Below are 18,033 nucleotides of genomic sequence, written 5' to 3' on the forward strand. Positions count from 1 at the left end.
GACATCGGGCGATGTCATGCTGGGCGCGGCCTGAGGGGCGCGGCCGGATCGGGTAACAGCGCGAAGGCGCCAGGCACAAAGAGGCGGGACGACTGATGGACGACAGGGCTGAGCGTGGTGCCACCACCGTGCGGATGGGCATGGCCAACGGCGCGGAGGACCCCGAGGCGCCCGGTCTGAGCCAGCTCCTGGCCGGGCTGACGGCGGTCCGCGACGGCGACTTCGGCACCCGGCTGCCCGAGGACGGCGACGGGCTCCTGGTGGAGATCGCGACCGTGTTCAACGGCATGGTCGACCAGCTGTCGCTGTTCACCTCCGAGGTGACCCGGGTGGCCCGCGAGGTCGGCACCGAGGGCCGCCTGGGCGGCCAGGCCGAGGTCCCCGGCGTGTCCGGGACCTGGAAGGACCTGACCGACTCGGTCAACGCCATGGCCGGGAACCTGACGACCCAGGTCCGCGACATCGCCCAGGTGGCCACGGCGGTGGCCAAGGGCGACCTGTCGCAGAAGATCGACGTGGACGCCCGGGGCGAGATCCTGGAGCTGAAGAACACCCTGAACACGATGGTGGACCAGCTCTCCTCCTTCGCCGACGAGGTGACCCGGGTCGCGCGCGAGGTCGGCACCGAGGGCCGCCTGGGCGGCCAGGCCGACGTCAAGGGCGTCTCGGGGACCTGGAAGGACCTCACCGAGTCGGTGAACTTCATGGCGAACAACCTCACCGACCAGGTGCGCTCGATCGCCGAGGTGACCACCGCGGTGGCCAAGGGCGACCTGTCACAGAAGATCACGGTCGACGCGCGCGGGGAGATCCTCCAGCTCAAGAGCACCATCAACACGATGGTGGATCAGCTCTCGGCGTTCGCCGACGAGGTCACGCGCGTGGCCCGCGAGGTCGGCACCGAGGGCATGCTCGGCGGCCAGGCCCAGGTGCCCGGCGTCGCCGGCACCTGGCGCGACCTGACCGACTCGGTGAACTTCATGGCCGGCAACCTGACCGCGCAGGTGCGCTCCATCGCCCAGGTCGCGACCGCCGTGGCCAAGGGCGACCTGACGCGCACCATCGACGTGGACGCACGCGGGGAGATCCTGGAGCTGAAGAACACCCTCAACACCATGGTGGATCAGCTCTCGTCCTTCGCCGACGAGGTCACCAGGGTGGCCCGCGAGGTCGGCACCGACGGGCGCCTGGGCGGCCAGGCCGACGTCAAGGGCGTCTCAGGGACCTGGAAGGACCTCACCGAGTCGGTCAACGTCATGGCCGACAACCTCACCGCGCAGGTGCGCTCCATCGCCGAGGTGACCACCGCGGTGGCCAAGGGCGACCTGTCGCAGAAGATCCGCGTCGACGCGCGCGGGGAGATCCTGGAGCTGAAGGAGACCATCAACACGATGGTCGACCAGCTCTCGGCGTTCGCCGACGAGGTCACCCGGGTCGCGCGCGAGGTCGGCACCGAGGGCAACCTCGGCGGGCAGGCCACGGTGCGCGGCGTGTCGGGGACCTGGAAGGACCTGACCGACAACGTCAACGTCATGGCCTCCAACCTGACCGGCCAGGTGCGCTCCATCGCGCAGGTCGCCTCCGCGGTGGCCAAGGGCGACCTGTCGCAGAAGATCACGATCGAGGCCCGCGGCGAGGTCCAGGCGCTGGCCGGGGTGATCAACACCATGGTCGACACGCTGTCGGCGTTCGCCGACGAGGTCACGCGGGTGGCCCGCGAGGTCGGCACCGAGGGCACCCTGGGCGGGCAGGCCCGGGTGCCGAACGTCGCCGGGACCTGGAAGGACCTGACCGACAACGTCAACTTCATGGCGAACAACCTGACCAACCAGGTGCGCAACATCGCGCAGGTCACCACCGCCGTGGCCCAGGGCGACCTGACCCGCAAGATCGACGTCGACGCGCGCGGGGAGATCCTGGAGCTCAAGACCACCATCAACACCATGGTCGACCAGCTCTCCTCCTTCGCCGCCGAGGTCACGCGGGTGGCCCGCGAGGTCGGCAGCGAGGGGCGCCTGGGCGGCCAGGCCGAGGTCGAGGGCGTGTCCGGGACCTGGAAGCGGCTCACCGAGAACGTCAACGAGCTGGCCGGGAACCTGACCCGGCAGGTGCGCGCGATCGCCGGGGTGACCAGCGCGGTCGCCGAGGGCGACCTGACCCGCTCGATCACCGTCGACGCCTCCGGCGAGGTGGCCGAGCTCAAGGACAACATCAACTCCATGGTGGAGTCGCTGCGCGAGACCACCCGGGCCAACCGCGACCAGGACTGGCTGAAGTCCAACCTGGCGCGCATCTCCGGCCTGATGCAGGGCCGCCGCGACCTGGCGGTGGTGGCCGAGCTGGTGATGGACGAGCTCACCCCGCTGGTCGGCGCCCAGTACGGCGCGTTCTTCCTGGCCGAGGAGGCCGGCGACGGCGGCGGCACGGAGCTGGGCCTGATCAGCTCCTACGGCGACCCCGGCGACCACCGGCCGACCCGCTTCCGGCTGGGCCAGTCGCTGGTCGGCCAGGCGGCGCGCAGCAAGCGCGTCATCGCCATCGACGACGTCCCCGACGACTACGTCGAGCTCGGCTCGGCCCTGGGGCGCACCGCCGCGGCCAGCCTGGTCGTGCTGCCGATCGTGGTCGAGGACCAGGTGCTCGGCGTCATCGAGCTGGCCTCGATGCACCGGTTCACCCCGGTGCACCGGGCGTTCCTGGAACAGCTGATGGAGACCGTCGGCGTCAACGTCAACACCATCGTCGCCAACGCCCGCACCGACGAGCTGCTCGGGGAGTCCCAGCGCCTGGCCGCCGAACTGCAGGCCCGCTCCGGCGAACTGCAGGTCCGCCAGGAGCAGTTGCAGACCTCGAACGCCGAACTGGAGGAGAAGGCCGCGCTGCTGGCCACCCAGAACCGCGACATCGAGACCAAGAACCTGGAGATCGAGCAGGCCCGGCAGGAGCTGGAGACCCGGGCCCAGCAGCTGTCGCTGGCCTCCAAGTACAAGTCGGAGTTCCTGGCCAACATGAGCCACGAGCTGCGCACCCCGCTGAACAGCCTGCTGATCCTGGCCCAGCTGCTGGCGCAGAACTCCAACCGCAACCTGACCCCCAAGCAGGTCGAGTACGCCGGCGTCATCCACTCCGCCGGCTCGGACCTGCTCCAGCTGATCGACGACATCCTGGACCTGTCCAAGGTCGAGGCCGGCAAGATGAACGTGGACCCCGAGCGGGTCTCGCTGCAGCGGCTGCTGGACTACGTCGAGGCCACGTTCCACCCGCTGACCACGCAGAAGGGCCTGGAGTTCCGGGTCCGCACCGCGGCCGGGATGCCCGGGGAGATGCTCACCGACGACTCCCGGCTGCGCCAGGTGCTGCGCAACCTGCTGTCCAACGCCGTGAAGTTCACCGAGTCCGGCGCCGTCGAGCTCAGCATCGAACCGGCCGCCCCCGGCGAACTCCCGGTCGGCGCCCGCGACTACGGCCCGGCCCTGGCCTTCCGGGTCAAGGACACCGGCATCGGGATCCCCGATCAGCAGCTGGAGACCATCTTCGGCGCCTTCCAGCAGGCCGACGGCACCACCAGCCGCAAGTACGGCGGCACGGGCCTGGGCCTGTCGATCAGCCGGGAGATCGCCCAGCTGCTCGGCGGCGCCATCACCGCCGAGAGCGTCCTGGGCGAAGGCAGCACCTTCACCCTCTACCTCCCGATCGCCCACCCCGAGTGGGCCGACCTGGTGACGCTCGAAGGCGGCCAGGGCGCCATCCCGGGCGCGGACCTGGTCCAGTTCGCCGACGAGACCGGCGCCTTCGCCCTGGCCGGCACCCGGCGCCCGGCAGCCGAACGCGCCATAGAGGGCACCGTGCCCCGCCGCCTGCTGGTGGTCGAGGACCGGGCCCGCGGCCTGCTCTCGCTGGTCGCCGAGAGCGCGGCCGACGACCTGCTGGCCGGCCGGGAACGGCTGGGCCCGCAGGCCCGCGTGCAGATAAGGACGGCGGTCGGCCCGCAGGAGGGCGCCGCGATGCTCGCCGCCGAACCCCACCACTGCGTGGTCCTGGAACTGGACATGGCCCAGGACGGCGCGGCGCTGTTCCTCCAGGCGCGCGCCGCGGACCCGGCGCTGCGCTCGATCCCGGTCCTGGCGCACCACAACAGGACGCTGCGGCCCGAGCAGGAGCAGATGCTGCGCGCCCACGCCGAGCTCTACCCGCTGGAGCTGCTGCCGAGCCTGGACGAGCTGCGCGAGCGCATCGTCCTGCACCTGGGCGCCGAGAACCCCGACGACGTGGTCCCGCTGGCCCAGCCCGGCCGCGAGCGGCCCGCCGAGCTCCCCGACAGCGGCGGCCGCCTGGCCGGCCGCAGCGTCCTGGTCATCGACGACGACGCCCGCAACCTGTTCGCCCTCACCGGCATGCTGGAGATGCACGGCATGCGCGTGGTCGACGCCGAGGACGGCGTCAAGGGCATCCAGGCGCTGCAGAACGACCCGCTCATCGAGGTGATCCTGATGGACGTGATGATGCCGGAGATGGACGGCTACGAGGCCACGGCCCGCATCCGCACCATGCCCGAGCACGCGGCCCTGCCGATCATCGCGGTCACCGCCAAGGCCATGCACGGCGACCGGGAGAAGAGCCTGGCGGCCGGCGCCAACGACTACGTCACCAAGCCGGTGGACGCCGCGGTGCTCATCGAGAGCATTCAGCGGGTCCTGGGCTTGTGAGCGGCCAGAGCGGCCAGAGCGGCCAGCGCGGGCCGGCGGAAGAGGTGGAGCGCGTGCGGGAGGACCGGCCGTCCCCGGACGGGTTCGAGCCCCAGGTCTTCCTCCCCGCCGGCGTCGGCGTCGGCCGCCTGGCCGCGACCGTCGACCGGCTGCAGACCGCGCTCCACGACGCCGAGGCCGGCGCCGACGTCAGGGTCCTGATGGCGCTGGCCCGCGGCATCCTCATGGAGCGCCTGCGCATCGCGCCCGCGGCATCGGCGCGCCAGCTGGAGGAGCTCGCCGAGCGCAGCGGGCTGCCGGTGCTCGAGCTCGCCGCGGACATCGTCAACGAGATCGCCGGCGATCCGGCCGGGCAGGTCGCGCGGATCGGGAAGGCGTCCCAGCGTCCTGATTCCCTCGGCGCTTCCGGCAGCTCCGGCGCGGTGTCGCTGAACGTCCGGCTGCGAGCGGCCGAGGCCGGCGTGCTCACCGCCTCCGACGTGCACGCCGCGGCCGGATCGCTGCACCAGCAGGCGCTGGCGCCGCTGGGCGCGGTCGCCGTCGCCATCTGGGCGCTCGCCGCCGACGGCTCGCTCCTGCTGGCCGGGCACTCCGGGTTCAACGCCGCCGAGGCCCGCAGCTGGCACCACACCCCGCCGGGCGTCGAGACCGAGGCGCATCGCGCCATCCGGACCCGGACCACCCACTGGAGCGCCGGTGCGGGTACCGACTCCCGGCGCGCGCCGAGCATCGGTGCGCGGACGCTGGGGCCGGACGCCACGCGCGTGGCGATCCCCGCGCAGCTCGGCGGACGGCTGCTCGGCGTGCTGGAGATCTGCTGGCCCGGCCCGGTCGGGGAACTGCCACAGCCGGTGCACCGCCAGCTCGAAGCGCTCGCCGAGCTGTGCGCGCACACCCTGGACGTGATCCCCGCCGCCGAGGAGGGCGGCACCGGCGGCGGCGCGGTCGACCCGGGCCTGGTGGACCTGCTCGACTGCCTGCTGGAACCGGCGCTGATCCTGCAGCCGCAGCACGACGAGGCCGGCCGGCTGACCGACTTCCTGATCGCGCACGCCAACGCGCGCTTCGTCGACCCGGTGGGCCGGCCCTCCGCGGCGATCCTGGGGCAGCCGTTCTTGCAGGCCTACCCGATGGCGGCCGAGGACGGCGGGCTCTCGGAGCGCATCGAGCACGTCCACGCCACCGGCGAACCGGTCCACCACGACCGCGTCGTACTGCGCTCCCTGATCGCGGACATCACGGTCTCCACCTCCCTCACCGTCGGTATCAGCCGCCTGGGTTCGGACCTGGTACTCACCTGGCACCCCGAGGACGAGGAGGCCCGCCTGGCCCGGCTGCTCCAGCACGCCCAACGCCTGGGCCGGATGGGCGGCTTCGAGGAGAACCTGCTCACCGGCGAGGTCACCTGGAGCGCGGAGCTGCTCGAGCTGTTCGCCCTGCCGACCACCGCCCAACCGGTGTCGCTGCGCGACCTCGCGGCCCACGCGCACACCGACGACGTCGAGGCGATCTCCCGCTTCGTGCGCACCCTCCTGCACCACCGAGCGCCCGCCTCGACCGCCTTCCGCCTCCTGCGCAGCGACGGCGTCCAGCGCTACATCCGCATCGTCGCCGAACCGGTCCTGGAGGACGGCACCATGACCGCCGTCCGCGGCGCCTGCCAGGACGTCTCGGCCCAGCACTGGACCGAGATCGCCCTGGCCGCCACCCGCGACCGCCTGGAGCACACCGAACGCGAGGTCGAGGAGGGCAACCGCCTGACCCTGCGCCTCCAACGCGCGATCATGCCGGTGGCCCCCACCCTGATCGACAACCGAGGCCTGCAGATCGCCACCCGCTACCGCCCGGCCGAAAAGGGCCACCTGGTCGGCGGCGACTGGTACGACGCCGTCGTCCTACCGAACCAGCGCGTCCTCCTCGTGGTGGGAGACGTAGCCGGCCACGGCATCGACGCCGCCACCGAAATGGTCGCCCTCCGCAACGCCCTACGCGGCCTGGCAGCAACCGGAGCGACCTCGGCCCAAATGCTCAACTGGCTGGGCACAGTAGCCCACCACATGTCGGGCAGCGTAGTCACCGCAACCGTCATCTGCGGCATCTACGACCCCGAAGACCGCACCCTCCGCTGGTCACGAGCCGGCCACCCACCCCTCCTCCTGGTCCGCGACGGCAAAACGACGGTCCCACCAATGCCCGAGGGAGTCCTCCTGGGAGCCCTGGGCGACGCCCGCTACGAGGAGCAGACACTGCACCTACAACCGGGCGACACCCTCCTGCTGTACACCGACGGCCTGATCGAACGCCGGGACCGGGACATAGAGGAGTCGCTACAGGACCTGCTGACCATCGTCCAGCCGGCCATGGGCTCGCTAGAGGAGCAGCTGGAGCATCTGCTGCTGCACAGCAACGCCGACACTGACGACGACACCTGTCTGATCGGTGTCAGGGTGCGCTGATACGGGCCGCGCATTTCTTTGAGGTGTGGGTGCGGTTTGTTGGTGGGTGACAGTCAACGGCGTTTTCTGACGGCTTCGCGCGGGTTGAAGAAGGATCCGCTGGTGGCGCGGTTCGGTAGTGCCACTTGTTTTCGCGTTGGCGGCCGGCAGTTGGCGTGTCCACGACCGCGCACCGGTCCGAGTCACTGCGCATACGTTTGGTCTGGCGGGCGGCGGCCGCGTTTGGTGGGCGCCTGAAGTCAAAGGCAGGGGCCTCCGGCCGGGGCCTCGGCTCTGAGGGATCACCAGACCCCGCGCAGGTGGCGGTCCGAGTGTTGGTCGCCACTGTCTCGGTTCCCTCGTCGCTGTCGTCGCCGTAAACGGAACCATCCCGGCCTGGCGGTATCAAGTCGGATCATACGCTGCTGTGGTGCGGTTTCGTCCGACTTGACACCGCCAGTCCGGAATGGTTGGCAGAGCCCGCCGACAGCGACGAGGGAACCGAGACAACCCCACCTGTATGGGAAACAGGATCCACGTGTCACACCGTGCTCACGCAAGCAGGCCAGTCGCGGCCGACCACCGTGTGACAGGTGGATCCCGCACACCATAGAGGGGTCTTTGTTCCGGGTCCCCCGCCGCGTCGGCGGGCGCAGCCAAGCTGGCCGGTCCGGTGGTGTCAAGTCGGACGAAATCGGACCACAGCAGCGTGTGATCCGACTTGATACCACCGGACCGGTCTGCTTCCTTCAGGCGACGACGCGGCGGGGGACCCGGAACACGGCGACCACAAGCAACACCGCCAGCAGGCAACCCGGCGCGCCCACGCACGAAGACAAAGCCGAACAGTCGCGGGCCGCCGCCTTCAGGAGGTCCGCAGGGGGCGCCCCCCGCTGTAGAGGCCCGCCGGAGGCACCTGCCTTTGATCTTGATCTTCGGTGCCCACCAAACGCGGCCGCCGCCCGCCAGACCAAACGCGTGCGCAGTGACTCGGACCGACGCGCGCCCTTGCCCGGCCACGACCGCCGGCCGCCAGCGCGACACGACCTGCCTCAACCAAACCGCGCCACCAGCGGATCCCGCAAACCATGTGCGAAGCCGTAAAAAGCTTCAAAAACCACAAGCAGACCGCACCCGAACCCCACACCGCCCGAACCCCACACCGCCCGAACTCACACCGCCCGAACCCCACCCAGCCCGAACCCCACCCAGCCCGGGCGCCGCCGTCGCATACGCGGCGCCCGAACCAGTCACAACCGAATCAACCCCCTACCGCACCACGATCCCAATCGCCCCCAAACACACCGCCGTATTGTTGTCCGCCGCCGCAACAGCCCCGAACAACCCCGTAGCCTCCTGGCTCTGCGGACTCGGCGCCTGCAAGGCGAACGCCTGCGTGTCCGACGTACTCGTCCCACTACCGAACACCTGGCTCACCGCACCGCTGCGCTGATGGAACCGGATCTTCGTGATGTACCTCCCGCCGTACCAAGTACCCCACTCACCAGAGACCCCCACCAGCGGGTCCGTCTCGCTGAAGCTGACCGTCGTCTTCGTCGCGCTGCCGGGCGGCACGCCGTTGCCACCGCGCAGCGGGTCGACCTTGCCGTCCGCGTGCGTGGCGCGGATTCCGTCGACGATCTCGCCGGAGTACACGTCGATGCTGGAGATCCGCTGCGTCGACGACGTGTCGTCGAACGGGGTGCCGGTGCCGCTGGCTCCCGCAGGCCCCAGCCGGAACACCGGCGCCGGCGGGTCGTTGTCCGCCGTCCGCGCGTGCGGACCGGCGTACTTCCACAGCGGCTCCCAGTACACCTTCAGCAGTTCGGCCACCGCGTCCGCGCCCTCGACGAGGTAGTCGAACTCCGCCAGCGAGCCCGGGTAGAGGTTGTCCGATCCGACGACGTAGGCCTCGTCGTCGATGATCATCACCTTGGCGTGGTTGCCCGGGGCGGACGGGACCTTGTTGTAGATGTAGCCGCTCGCGTTGAGTACCGACATCGCCGCGCTGCCGATCACGCCGTGGCTCGGCGGCTCCTCGCTGAGCGGCGGCTGCTTGAGGGTGGCCGTGTACCCCTCCTTGGGCAGGTTGGGCCACTTGTAGGTGTCGCCCTCGATGGTGTTCGCCGCGGGCACCTGGTCGGTGTAGTAGAACGGTGCCACGAACAACCGCTGCAACGCCTTGGCGCGCAGGCCGCCGGGGTCCGGCAGCAGGCGGTCGGTCGCGACGTCGTGCGTCATGTAGTACTTCATCAGGTCGAAGGTGCGGACCGCCCCGGACCCGAACGAGTACTGGTCGCCCTCCGCGCCGGCGCCGGCGTCCAGCGGCGAGACGACCACCTGCACGGTCAGTTCCTTGTTCGCCAGCAGTGCCTGCAGAACCCACTGGCAGACATGGTGGTCCGACCAGTTCTTCTTCCACGCGCTGACCAGGTCCATCTGCGACATCTTGATCGACCGCTTGGCACCCAGGATCAGCTCCTTCTTCATGATCTCGGACGCGTCCTGGTAGTCCGAGGTAGTGCGCCAGTACTTGCCCAGCGCCAGCATCCCGGTGGCCGCCTTGTACTCCGTGAGCCCGGCGTACGGCGGATGCACGACCCGCAGCGGGAAGCAGTCCTGAACCAGCTCCGGGAGCTGCTGCAGATCCCGCGTGTGGAAGTCGCTCGGCGGCGGCGGCGGAGGCGGCGGGGTCGGCGGGGGAGTGGGGTTGGACTCGTGCCACCGCACGAGCGCCGCCTGCTGGGCGGTCACCCACGCCGCCACGTCCTTGGCGGCGAGCGGATTGGCCGGCCGGACCTTGGCGGGATCGCGGCTGTTCCACGTCAGCTTCGCGGTGTCCAGCTGCTCCTGCGAGAGCAGGTCGCCGCCGGCCGCCCACAGCTGGTCCAGCAGACCCTGCGTGCCGGCCGCCCCCGGGCCGTGCACGACCGCGGACACGTCGTGGACCGGCGGGTAGCTGCGGAACAGGTCCATGTTCAGGTTGTGGCCGCCGGCCAGGGTCGTGATGCTGTCGCAGACCACGATCTTGGAGTGGTTCCAGGTCATCTTCGACCCGTCGCCGGCGAACATGCTGTCGTTGCCGAAGACCTTCAGCTGCAGCGCGTCCAGGAACCCTTCCCGCAGCGAGTAGAACCGGCCCAGCCAGATGTCCGGCATTCGCTCCCAGGCGTGGCCGCGGTCCCGCACCAGACGGATGAGCGCCTGCTTGAACAGCGTGTAGTACGGCGTCTCGGTGATCGGATACAGCGGGGTCTGGCCGAACAGGAACCGGAACTGCGTCGGCGCGGTCCGGCCCATCCGCGTGCTCAGCGCGGTGTCCATGGCGCCCAGGACGATGCCGGCCCACGCCGGGTCTGGAGTGTTCAGCGACGAGATGTCGCACCGGTACCGGGCGTTCTGGACGACCTCCTCCAGCGCTGTCTCGAAGTCGCCCTGCCGGTTCCACGCCTGCGGCATGATGGCCTGCCCGAACGGCAGCCCCCACACCCGCGGCGTGTCCATGAGGCGCAGGTAGTTGCGTCCGGAGCGCTGGTGGTAGTAGTTCCGGATCTGCGCTTCGACGTTGTCGATCTCACTCATGACTTCCCCCCTCTCTACAGAAAAGTCCAGTCGACCCAGCCGGCGCCGGTGCGCGCCGCCGTCACGGGATACGTCTGCCGATACGGCGGGTCGCCCACGACGTCCTCGAGGTAGTACGTGTTGAACGGGTTACTCCCGGAGATCGACGAGACCTGACGTACGTAAGGGCGTCTGGGCCGGACGCTGTCCCGCAGCGGACCGCCGGCCATGTTGTCGAACACCGCCTGGTCGAGGTTGATCTCCTGCCGCAGCGGCAGCGAGTAGGTGTCGACCGCCGACGCCACCCGGAAGTCCGAGCCCCACTTGGTCAGGTAGGCCCGGGCCAGCCGGTAGACCAGCTCCGGCACCCGCTCGGCGCTGGCGTTGACGTCGGCCGGGTCGTACGCGCCGTTGCTGGTCATGTTGCCCGCGACGGTCGCGTGCCGGCCCCGGCAGGCGAACAGCTGGTAGTTCGTGGGCTGGCGCATGCCGTTCTTGGCCGCCGCCAGCGGATCGGTGAGCTGGTAGTTGTCGGCCAGGTCCTGCCAGCCGCTGCCCAGCCTCAGGGTCTGCGAGGTGCCGGCCATCTTGGCGTTGGGCCGCGGCACCAACCCGGTGAATCCGTTGTCGAGCATGTCCCACGCCGTGACGCCGACATAGTCGGCGACGTTCGGGGGCAGCTGGGTGATGATCCCATACCAGTCGCCCGGCCCCGGAACGGCGTCGATCGCGACGATCCGCACCGGGATCTTCTGCACTTCCGCCGAGCCGTACGCCTGCAGGAACCAGGCGGCCATGACGCACTCCATGGCACCGCGGCTGTGCCCGATGAAGTTGAACGCCTTCGCGCCGCTGCGTGCGGCGAGGTTCGCCGCGTGCAGCGCGAGCGCGGGAGCGTCCTTGCCCGACAGCGCGGTCACCGTCGAGTGCTGATTGCCGCCGGAGTACTTCTGCGTGGCCTTGAGCAGATCGGCGGGAACATTGAGCGGACCGGTCAGGACCAGCGGCTCGCTGTTGTCGCGCGGCACCGCCCAGTCGTTCTCCCCGCAGCCCCGCACGGTGATACTGGGGCTGGTCGCCGTCAGGCTGCCGGTCAGCTCCAGGTGGATGCGGACCGGGATGTAGCCCGTATCAGGGCTGTATATCCTCTTGTCGCTGCCCGGGCGCGACACCTCCCCTTCGTCCCGTGTGCAGGATGTCCCGCTGAAGCACACGGTGAACACATCGGCCATGGATTCCCTCCCGTTCCCCGGCAGGCCCCTTGCCTGCCACGAACGGGGTGTACCCGGCATATGCACCCATAGCGGGCATCAATTCACAGTTCACCGGGACGGGGGACCGTCGTTCGGGCATCCTCGCGGCGAGGCGTCAGTCGCCGTCCGGCCGGGTTGCCAGAAAGTCCCGCAACCGCCGTGTCTCAGGGTGTCCGACAGCATCCGTCTCAACGGCGAGGAGCGGCGAGCGCCAGGCGGCCGAGTTCTTCGCAGAGCTCGGATACGCCATCGAGATCCGTAGTACGGCCGCCGGCGACCCGGGTGAAAAGCTCGATCGCCTCGGCCGGGTCCAGGGCTCCCAGCCGCACCGGCTCGGCGACGCCGTTCCAGCCCTCCGCGTGCCGACTGGTCAGCAGGAACCGGCCGCGATCGTGGTCGCGCACGAGCCGGGCCACGTGCTCCGGGTCCGTCACGTCGTCGAGCACCACGAGCCACCTGTCGTGAGTGGCCAGCCACCCCCGGGACCACTGGGCCGCCACCGCCATCGGCACGTCGGCGATGGCCGGGTAGATCTGTGCCGCCAGAGTCGCCAAGCCCGTCTCAAGCGCCTGAGGATCAGGCGCGGCGATCCGGCAGACAAGGTCGAATTCCTCCTGCCGGGACAGGGCATAGTGCTCGGCGAGGGAGGACTTGCCCGTTCCGCCCAGACCGGTGAGGCCCACGGCGGCGCCGACTTCCAGCGCGGCGGCCATGGCACGTATCTGCTCTTGCCGTCCCACGAACGATCGCTCGCCCTCAGCGGACAGCCCGATCACGCCGGCAGCGGGCGTCACTGACGCGAGGGCCGCGAAGCCGCTCTCCGGGTCCGTCAGCGCGACCACGGTGCAGGCTGAGCCGTCCTCCTCGGCGGTGACGGCGAACGGGCTGGTTCCCCGCGCGACGAGGTCGGCGTCGACGACCTCGGTCATGACCTTCGGGGTGAAGCCGGCAGCCTCGGGCACCAGTCCGGCCAGCTCCGCTGCCAGCTCGGCGTCCTCGCTCAGGATGCGTATGACGTGTGCGCTCAGCACGGACTGCGCTTCCAGGTCGTCGCAGTCCTCTGCGAGCCCGGCGACTGCTTGCTCGAACTGCCCACGGCCGGGCTCGTGACGCAGCAGCCCGGTCAGAAGCAGCTGTCCCAGCCGCGCTGCCTTCGTGCCGTCCGCGTCTGGGTCCGAGCCGTGCGCACTGAGCGCGAGGCGGATATATGGCATGAGCTGTTCAGCGAGCACATCCATGTCCGGCTGGTCCACGTTCACCGATTCCCCTCCACGCCCGTCTTCGATCAAACTCGCGCTCATCGTAGAGAGGGTTTCCGACATCCGGACGCCGGGGTCAGTACATCTAGGACGCGGGGTCAGGGGCGTGCGACGGCCGCGCGCACGCTTCGCACGCGTGCACCGGCATCGCGATGCATTCGCAGAGCCGTGATGGTCACGCTCAACGAGAACAGCGCGAGGATCAAAAACGCGACGGTGTAGGCGGTTCGCGCACTCGGCGTCCCCGGCAGCAGATGTCCCAGCGGGCCGCCGGCGCGCAGCGCGATGGTGCTCACCGCGATCGCCAGGCCCGCGGACATCTGGAACGCGGTGGCGCTGATGGCGTTGGCGTCCGGCATCTCCTGCGGTGCCACATCGCTGAAGGCGACGGTGCTGAAGGCGGTGAGCGCCACCGAGCGTGCGATCCCGGTGACCAGTACCAGCGCGCAGGTCAGCACGATCGGCGTCCCGGCCGTGAGCAGGCCGACCGCGGCCATCGCCACAGCCATCACCAGCGTGGAGACCACCAGTACCGGTCGGAAGCCGAACCGGTTGAGCAGGGGTGTGGTGGCCGGCTTGATGCCGATGTTGCCCACGAAGATGAACAGCACCACCGCGCCGGACTTGACCGCGCTCCAGCCGAAGACGTTCTGGAACAGCAGCGGCATCAGGAAGGGGCCGGCGCCGACGACGATCCAGAACAGCGAGCCGCCGCTGACCGAGGCGCGCAGCGTGGCGATGCGCAGGACCCTGAGATTCACGAGCGGCGCCTCGGTGCGCAGCAGGTGCCGGGTGGCCGCGGCGAGCAGTGCGGCCGACACCACGGCGGTGGCGGTGGCCGTGCCCCAGGAGATGTGGGCGTCGGAGAACAGGTGCGCGGCGTAGGTGAGGCCGCCGAGGCCAGCGCAGGTGAGGACGACGCCGAGCCGGTCCAGGCGCGGCGGGTGCTGCGTCGGCGTGGTCTCGACGAGGCGCCAGGCGACGGCGAAGGCGACGACGCCCAGCGGGATGTTGATGCCGAACATCCAGGGCCAGGACGCGTAGGTGGTGATCAGTCCGCCGGCCAGCGGGGCCACGACCGGCGCCATCAGCCCGGGCCACACGATGTAGGCCATGAGCCGCATCAGGTCGGACTTCTCGGCGCCGGCCAGCACGATCAGCCGGCCCACCGGGACCATCATCGCCCCGCCGAAGCCCTGCAGCACCCGCATGGCGATCAGCACCGGCAGGGTGGTGCTCAGCGCGCATCCCAGCGAGGCGGCGGTGAACACGGCGATCGCGGTCAGGAACACCGGCCGGGTGCCCCAGCGCCGGGTGAGCCAGCCGCTCAGCGGTATCAGCGCGGCGAAAGTGAGCAGGAAGGAGGTGATGACCAGTCCGATGGCGGCGGAGCTGACGTGCAGCGAGCGCGCCATCCGCGGGGCGGCGGTGGTGACGATGGTGCCGTCGAGCATCTCCATGAAGAAGCACCCGGCGACCAGCAGGGCTTTGCTGCGGTGTGGCTTGTCGATCATGCGTGGTGCCTTCTGTACGGGGCCAGGCGGAAGCCCGGGCGATGGCTTCAGAGTAGACGCAACGTTGCGTCTACTCAAGCCTGCCCGACTTCAGCAGCCCGGCAGCCCGGCGGCCCCGCGGCCCCGCGGCCCGTACGGCGACCCCGCCGCCCTCCTCAGCCCGCGGCCGACCCCGCCAGCAGCTTCCCGAGCACGTCGACGGCCCCCGGCAGCTCCCGCCGCAGGCTCACCAGATCCAGTCCCTGGTCGCCGACGACGGCCAGCAGCGTGTGGTCCCCGACCGCGGCGAACACGACGTGCCCGCCGGCCGCGCGGACGACCGATTCCCGCAGACCCCCGAGCCCGAGATGCGCGGCGGTGCGCGAGCCCAGCGCCATGCTCGCCGCGCACAGCGCCGCGAGCGATTCCTGCTCGCCGGAATCGCTGTCGGAGGCGACGAGCAGTCCGTCGGCGGTGGAGATGATGCTGTCGGTGATGCCCACGACCTTCTCGCGCAGAGCTTGGAGTTCGCTGACGAGGGCGGTGGACGATGACGGTGGCTTCACAGCATGCTCCTCGGCATGTGCAGCCGTGCGGCTGAACGTCGCGCGGCCGATGTGGCGGTCGGCGGGTGACAGGTTCGGAAACGGTCAGGGAAGACGTTTGAGGACGTCCAGGAGATGGCGCACCGTCTGGTCGGTCGGCGGTGTCACGCTGTGCATGCCGAGGCCCGGTTTCTCGGCCGTGCGCGGTACGCGGCGTGGCAGGAGGGGATCGCGTGTCGCAAGCGGGTCTGTGTCGTCGGCTTCGTGGTCCGTGTCACTCATGAACTGTCCTTCCCTTCTGTGGTTTCACTTCCTGCCCCGTTCTCGCCGTGCCGGTCGCGGCGCGTCCGGCGCGGCAGTATGTGCGTCCCGCCCACCTGGACCTCCGCCGGCGTCGTGACGCGTGCGGTGATCGGCAGTGCCGCGGTGCGGGGCGCCTCCCATTCCACGAGGCGCCGCGCCCGCAGGCGGGCGATGTCCTGCATGGCCGGGAAGACGCCGCAGCCCAGGAAGAACGCGATGTCCCGCGGCGTCCGCCGGCCGTTGGCGGCCAGCAGGACGGCCTGCCGGCGCGTGCTGAGTGCTCCCGGATCGATCCGCGCGGCCGGCCGGCACCGGACCGCGGCCAGCTCGGCCAGGGGCGCGCCCCAGGCCTGAGTCAGGGCGTTGATGCGGCGGGTGGTCTCCTCCGCGAGCGTGCGCGGCGACTCCCCGGGACAGGTCACCAATTCCGGTGGTACCGCGGCCTCGTGCACCGTCCAGCCCTCCGCCGGACTGAGCGCCATGGCGAAGGCGGCGTCGTACACGGCCGCGATGCACACGGCCTCGAGTTCCCCGTGGCCGATCAGGCCGCGTCCGGTGAGGACGGCGTTCAGATCGACGTCGGCGGCCTCTCCTGCCGTCGCGCGCTGCGTGACGGCAGCGGCCCAGCCCGCCTCGTCGATACGCCCCGAGCGGATGAGAAGCGTCTCGACGGACGGGGCGTTCGGCGTGTCCACCGCGATGACCAGCCCGAGCCGCAGATGGATCGTTCCGCCCGGCGACCCCGACACCTCGACCGCGCCCGTGAAGTCCTCGGCCAGGAGCTTCACCAGCAGTGCCGGGACGTTCCGCGGCGCGGGCGAAGGCGCGGGCGCGGTCGCGTGCGCAGGCGCGGCGACACCGGACGCCGAAGCCGGGACGCTCATATCAGGATGCTCCCCGCGAGGTCGGCGGCCTCCCGGACGGCCAGGGCGAGGTTCGACCGCTCGCGGTCCAGGGCCAGCACCACGACGGCGGTGTTCATCGGCGCGCGGCTGGGCACCGGGTGCAGCACCTCGTGCAGCCGGCTGCCGGTGACCACGACGCTCTCCAGCTCACCGGGTGCCCCGGCCCCGTGCAGACCCTCGGTGATCAGGGCGATGAGTTCGGCGATCTCGTGGGGCCGGCCGACTCCTGAGAAGTCCCCCGCCGAGCGGTATGCCAGACCCGTGACCTCATCCACCAATGCAGCCCCGATCACTCCAGGAGATTCACACGCTGCGGAGAGCGACATTTCGAGTCTGGGCACCGGAACCCCTTCACTTCGCGATATGTGCCACGTTACTTTAGTCGTCCGCAAGCGCGACGGGCGAGCTCGGATCCTTATGCGTGCGAGATCGTGATCAACGGCCGTGAACAGAATTCCGGAGTGAGGAAGTCCCATGAACATCGAAGGCGCACTGAAAGAAGCCATGACGGTCGACGGTGCCCTCGGGGTGGCCCTGGTCGACTACGAGAGCGGCATGGCGCTCGGCTTCCTGGGCGGCGGCCCGGCGCTGGACCTGGAGGTCGCCGCCGCGGGGAACACCGAGGTGGTGCGAGCCAAGATGCGCACGCTGGCCCGGCTCGGGCTCAACGAGACGGTCGAGGACATCCTCATCACCCTGTCCGGCCAGTACCACGTGATCCGCCTGCTCCAGAGCAGCGGCGGCACGTTGTTCCTGTACCTGGCGCTGGACCGCTCCCGCGCGAACCTGGCCCTGGCCCGGCACGAGCTCAAGCGCATCGGTTCGCTCATCGAGGCCTGAACAGCGAGGCCTGAACAGCAAGGCCTGAACAACTTAGAGGGCGCATGGCGAACGGGGATATCCCCGATGAATGACGCGAAATAATCGACCCTGTTGTCGCCTTCTGCGAGCCGATTGTCGGCCGGGCCCGCCCGGATGGAACCCCGAGTGCAATAGGCGGGGAGAACCCCGGTGCCGGGCCTTTTCGCATGGTCCTGATATAACGTTCCGTATGAGCCGAGCGATCGGAACGTCCGGGACCGCCGTGGTCGTCGGCATAGGCGAACCCGTCGGCCGCGAGTTGGCCTGCGCGCTGCTCGCGGCCGGCTACCGGGTCGCGGCCTCGGCGGACGAGCCGGCCGTGCTGGACGAGGCCAGGGCGGCTTTCACGCCGGTCCACGGCGATGCTTTCGAGCCGCTGCTCGGCCACGCCGACAACCCGGCGCTGGCGGACTGGGCCATCGGGGAGTACCGCCCGGACCTTCTTGTCCTGCTCGCCGGCGCGGACGAGACCGCCGCGGCGCAGGCCGCCTTCCTGTGGTGCCGCGAGGTGTTCACGGGCCTGCTCGCGAACAGCACGACGATCGTCGTCTCCGGCCACCGCGCGGTGCGGGACCTCGTCGCGGACGCGGCAAGCCAGTCGGAGGCGGCCCCGCGGTTCGGAATCAGGTTCCTGCATCAGGACACCGCCGCGACGGTCGAGGAGACCGTCGCGGCGGTGTTGACTGAAGCAGGACTCTGAACTCTGACGAGC

The 18,033-nt window shown here is 70.3% G+C and carries 12 protein-coding genes; 4 read left to right on the top strand and 8 right to left on the bottom strand.

The window, feature by feature from the left end:
* The first annotated feature begins 134 nt into the window (after positions 1–134).
* The gene (locus ABIA35_RS35780) at positions 135–4,706 is read left to right on the top strand and encodes a HAMP domain-containing protein (RefSeq protein WP_370360945.1); all 4,572 of its coding nucleotides are present in this window, start codon (positions 135–137) and stop codon (positions 4,704–4,706) included.
* Positions 4,703–7,162, top strand: a complete 2,460-nt coding sequence (locus tag ABIA35_RS35785) for a SpoIIE family protein phosphatase (RefSeq protein ID WP_370360891.1) — start codon at positions 4,703–4,705, stop codon at positions 7,160–7,162. Before ABIA35_RS35780 ends, ABIA35_RS35785 begins: the two co-directional genes overlap by 4 nt.
* A gap of 1,248 nt (positions 7,163–8,410) precedes the next feature.
* On the opposite strand, the gene ABIA35_RS35790 is transcribed toward ABIA35_RS35785, so the two are convergent.
* From ABIA35_RS35790 to ABIA35_RS35825, 8 genes are all read right to left on the bottom strand, one after another.
* Positions 8,411–10,723 (bottom strand): phospholipase, encoded by a 2,313-nt coding sequence (locus ABIA35_RS35790; protein ID WP_370360892.1) that lies wholly within the window; start codon positions 10,721–10,723, stop codon positions 8,411–8,413.
* A 14-nt stretch (positions 10,724–10,737) separates the two neighbouring features.
* The gene (locus ABIA35_RS35795) at positions 10,738–11,934 is read right to left on the bottom strand and encodes a Tat pathway signal protein (protein ID WP_370343421.1); all 1,197 of its coding nucleotides are present in this window, start codon (positions 11,932–11,934) and stop codon (positions 10,738–10,740) included.
* Between the two features lie 209 nt (positions 11,935–12,143).
* Complete coding sequence (locus tag ABIA35_RS35800; RefSeq protein ID WP_370360893.1) at positions 12,144–13,277, bottom strand: NB-ARC domain-containing protein; 1,134 nt, start codon at positions 13,275–13,277, stop codon at positions 12,144–12,146.
* A 35-nt stretch (positions 13,278–13,312) separates the two neighbouring features.
* A complete protein-coding gene (locus ABIA35_RS35805; protein WP_370360894.1) occupies positions 13,313–14,728 on the bottom strand; it encodes an MFS transporter in 1,416 nt (471 codons plus the stop codon).
* Positions 14,729–14,883: 155 nt separating this feature from the next.
* Positions 14,884–15,273, bottom strand: a complete 390-nt coding sequence (locus tag ABIA35_RS35810) for a roadblock/LC7 domain-containing protein (protein WP_370346146.1) — start codon at positions 15,271–15,273, stop codon at positions 14,884–14,886.
* Between the two features lie 84 nt (positions 15,274–15,357).
* Complete coding sequence (locus ABIA35_RS35815; protein ID WP_370346148.1) at positions 15,358–15,534, bottom strand: hypothetical protein; 177 nt, start codon at positions 15,532–15,534, stop codon at positions 15,358–15,360.
* Entirely contained in the window at positions 15,531–16,439 is a 909-nt protein-coding gene (locus tag ABIA35_RS35820) for a hypothetical protein (protein ID WP_370360895.1), read from the bottom strand. Before ABIA35_RS35820 ends, ABIA35_RS35815 begins: the two co-directional genes overlap by 4 nt.
* Positions 16,436–16,735 carry a hypothetical protein gene (locus tag ABIA35_RS35825; RefSeq protein WP_370360896.1) on the bottom strand — a complete coding sequence of 100 codons (300 nt, stop codon included), beginning with the start codon at positions 16,733–16,735 and terminating at the stop codon, positions 16,436–16,438. Before ABIA35_RS35825 ends, ABIA35_RS35820 begins: the two co-directional genes overlap by 4 nt.
* 199 nt (positions 16,736–16,934) lie before the next feature.
* Here ABIA35_RS35825 and ABIA35_RS35830 point away from each other — a divergent pair, with 199 nt between their 5' ends.
* Together ABIA35_RS35830 and ABIA35_RS35835 are read left to right on the top strand one after the other, a co-directional pair.
* Positions 16,935–17,300, top strand: a complete 366-nt coding sequence (locus ABIA35_RS35830; protein ID WP_370346154.1) for a hypothetical protein — start codon at positions 16,935–16,937, stop codon at positions 17,298–17,300.
* Positions 17,301–17,511: 211 nt separating this feature from the next.
* Complete coding sequence (locus ABIA35_RS35835; protein WP_370360897.1) at positions 17,512–18,021, top strand: hypothetical protein; 510 nt, start codon at positions 17,512–17,514, stop codon at positions 18,019–18,021.
* The last annotated feature ends 12 nt before the right edge of the window (positions 18,022–18,033 follow it).

The organism is Catenulispora sp. MAP12-49 (assembly GCF_041262705.1).
Classification (GTDB): domain Bacteria; phylum Actinomycetota; class Actinomycetes; order Streptomycetales; family Catenulisporaceae; genus Catenulispora.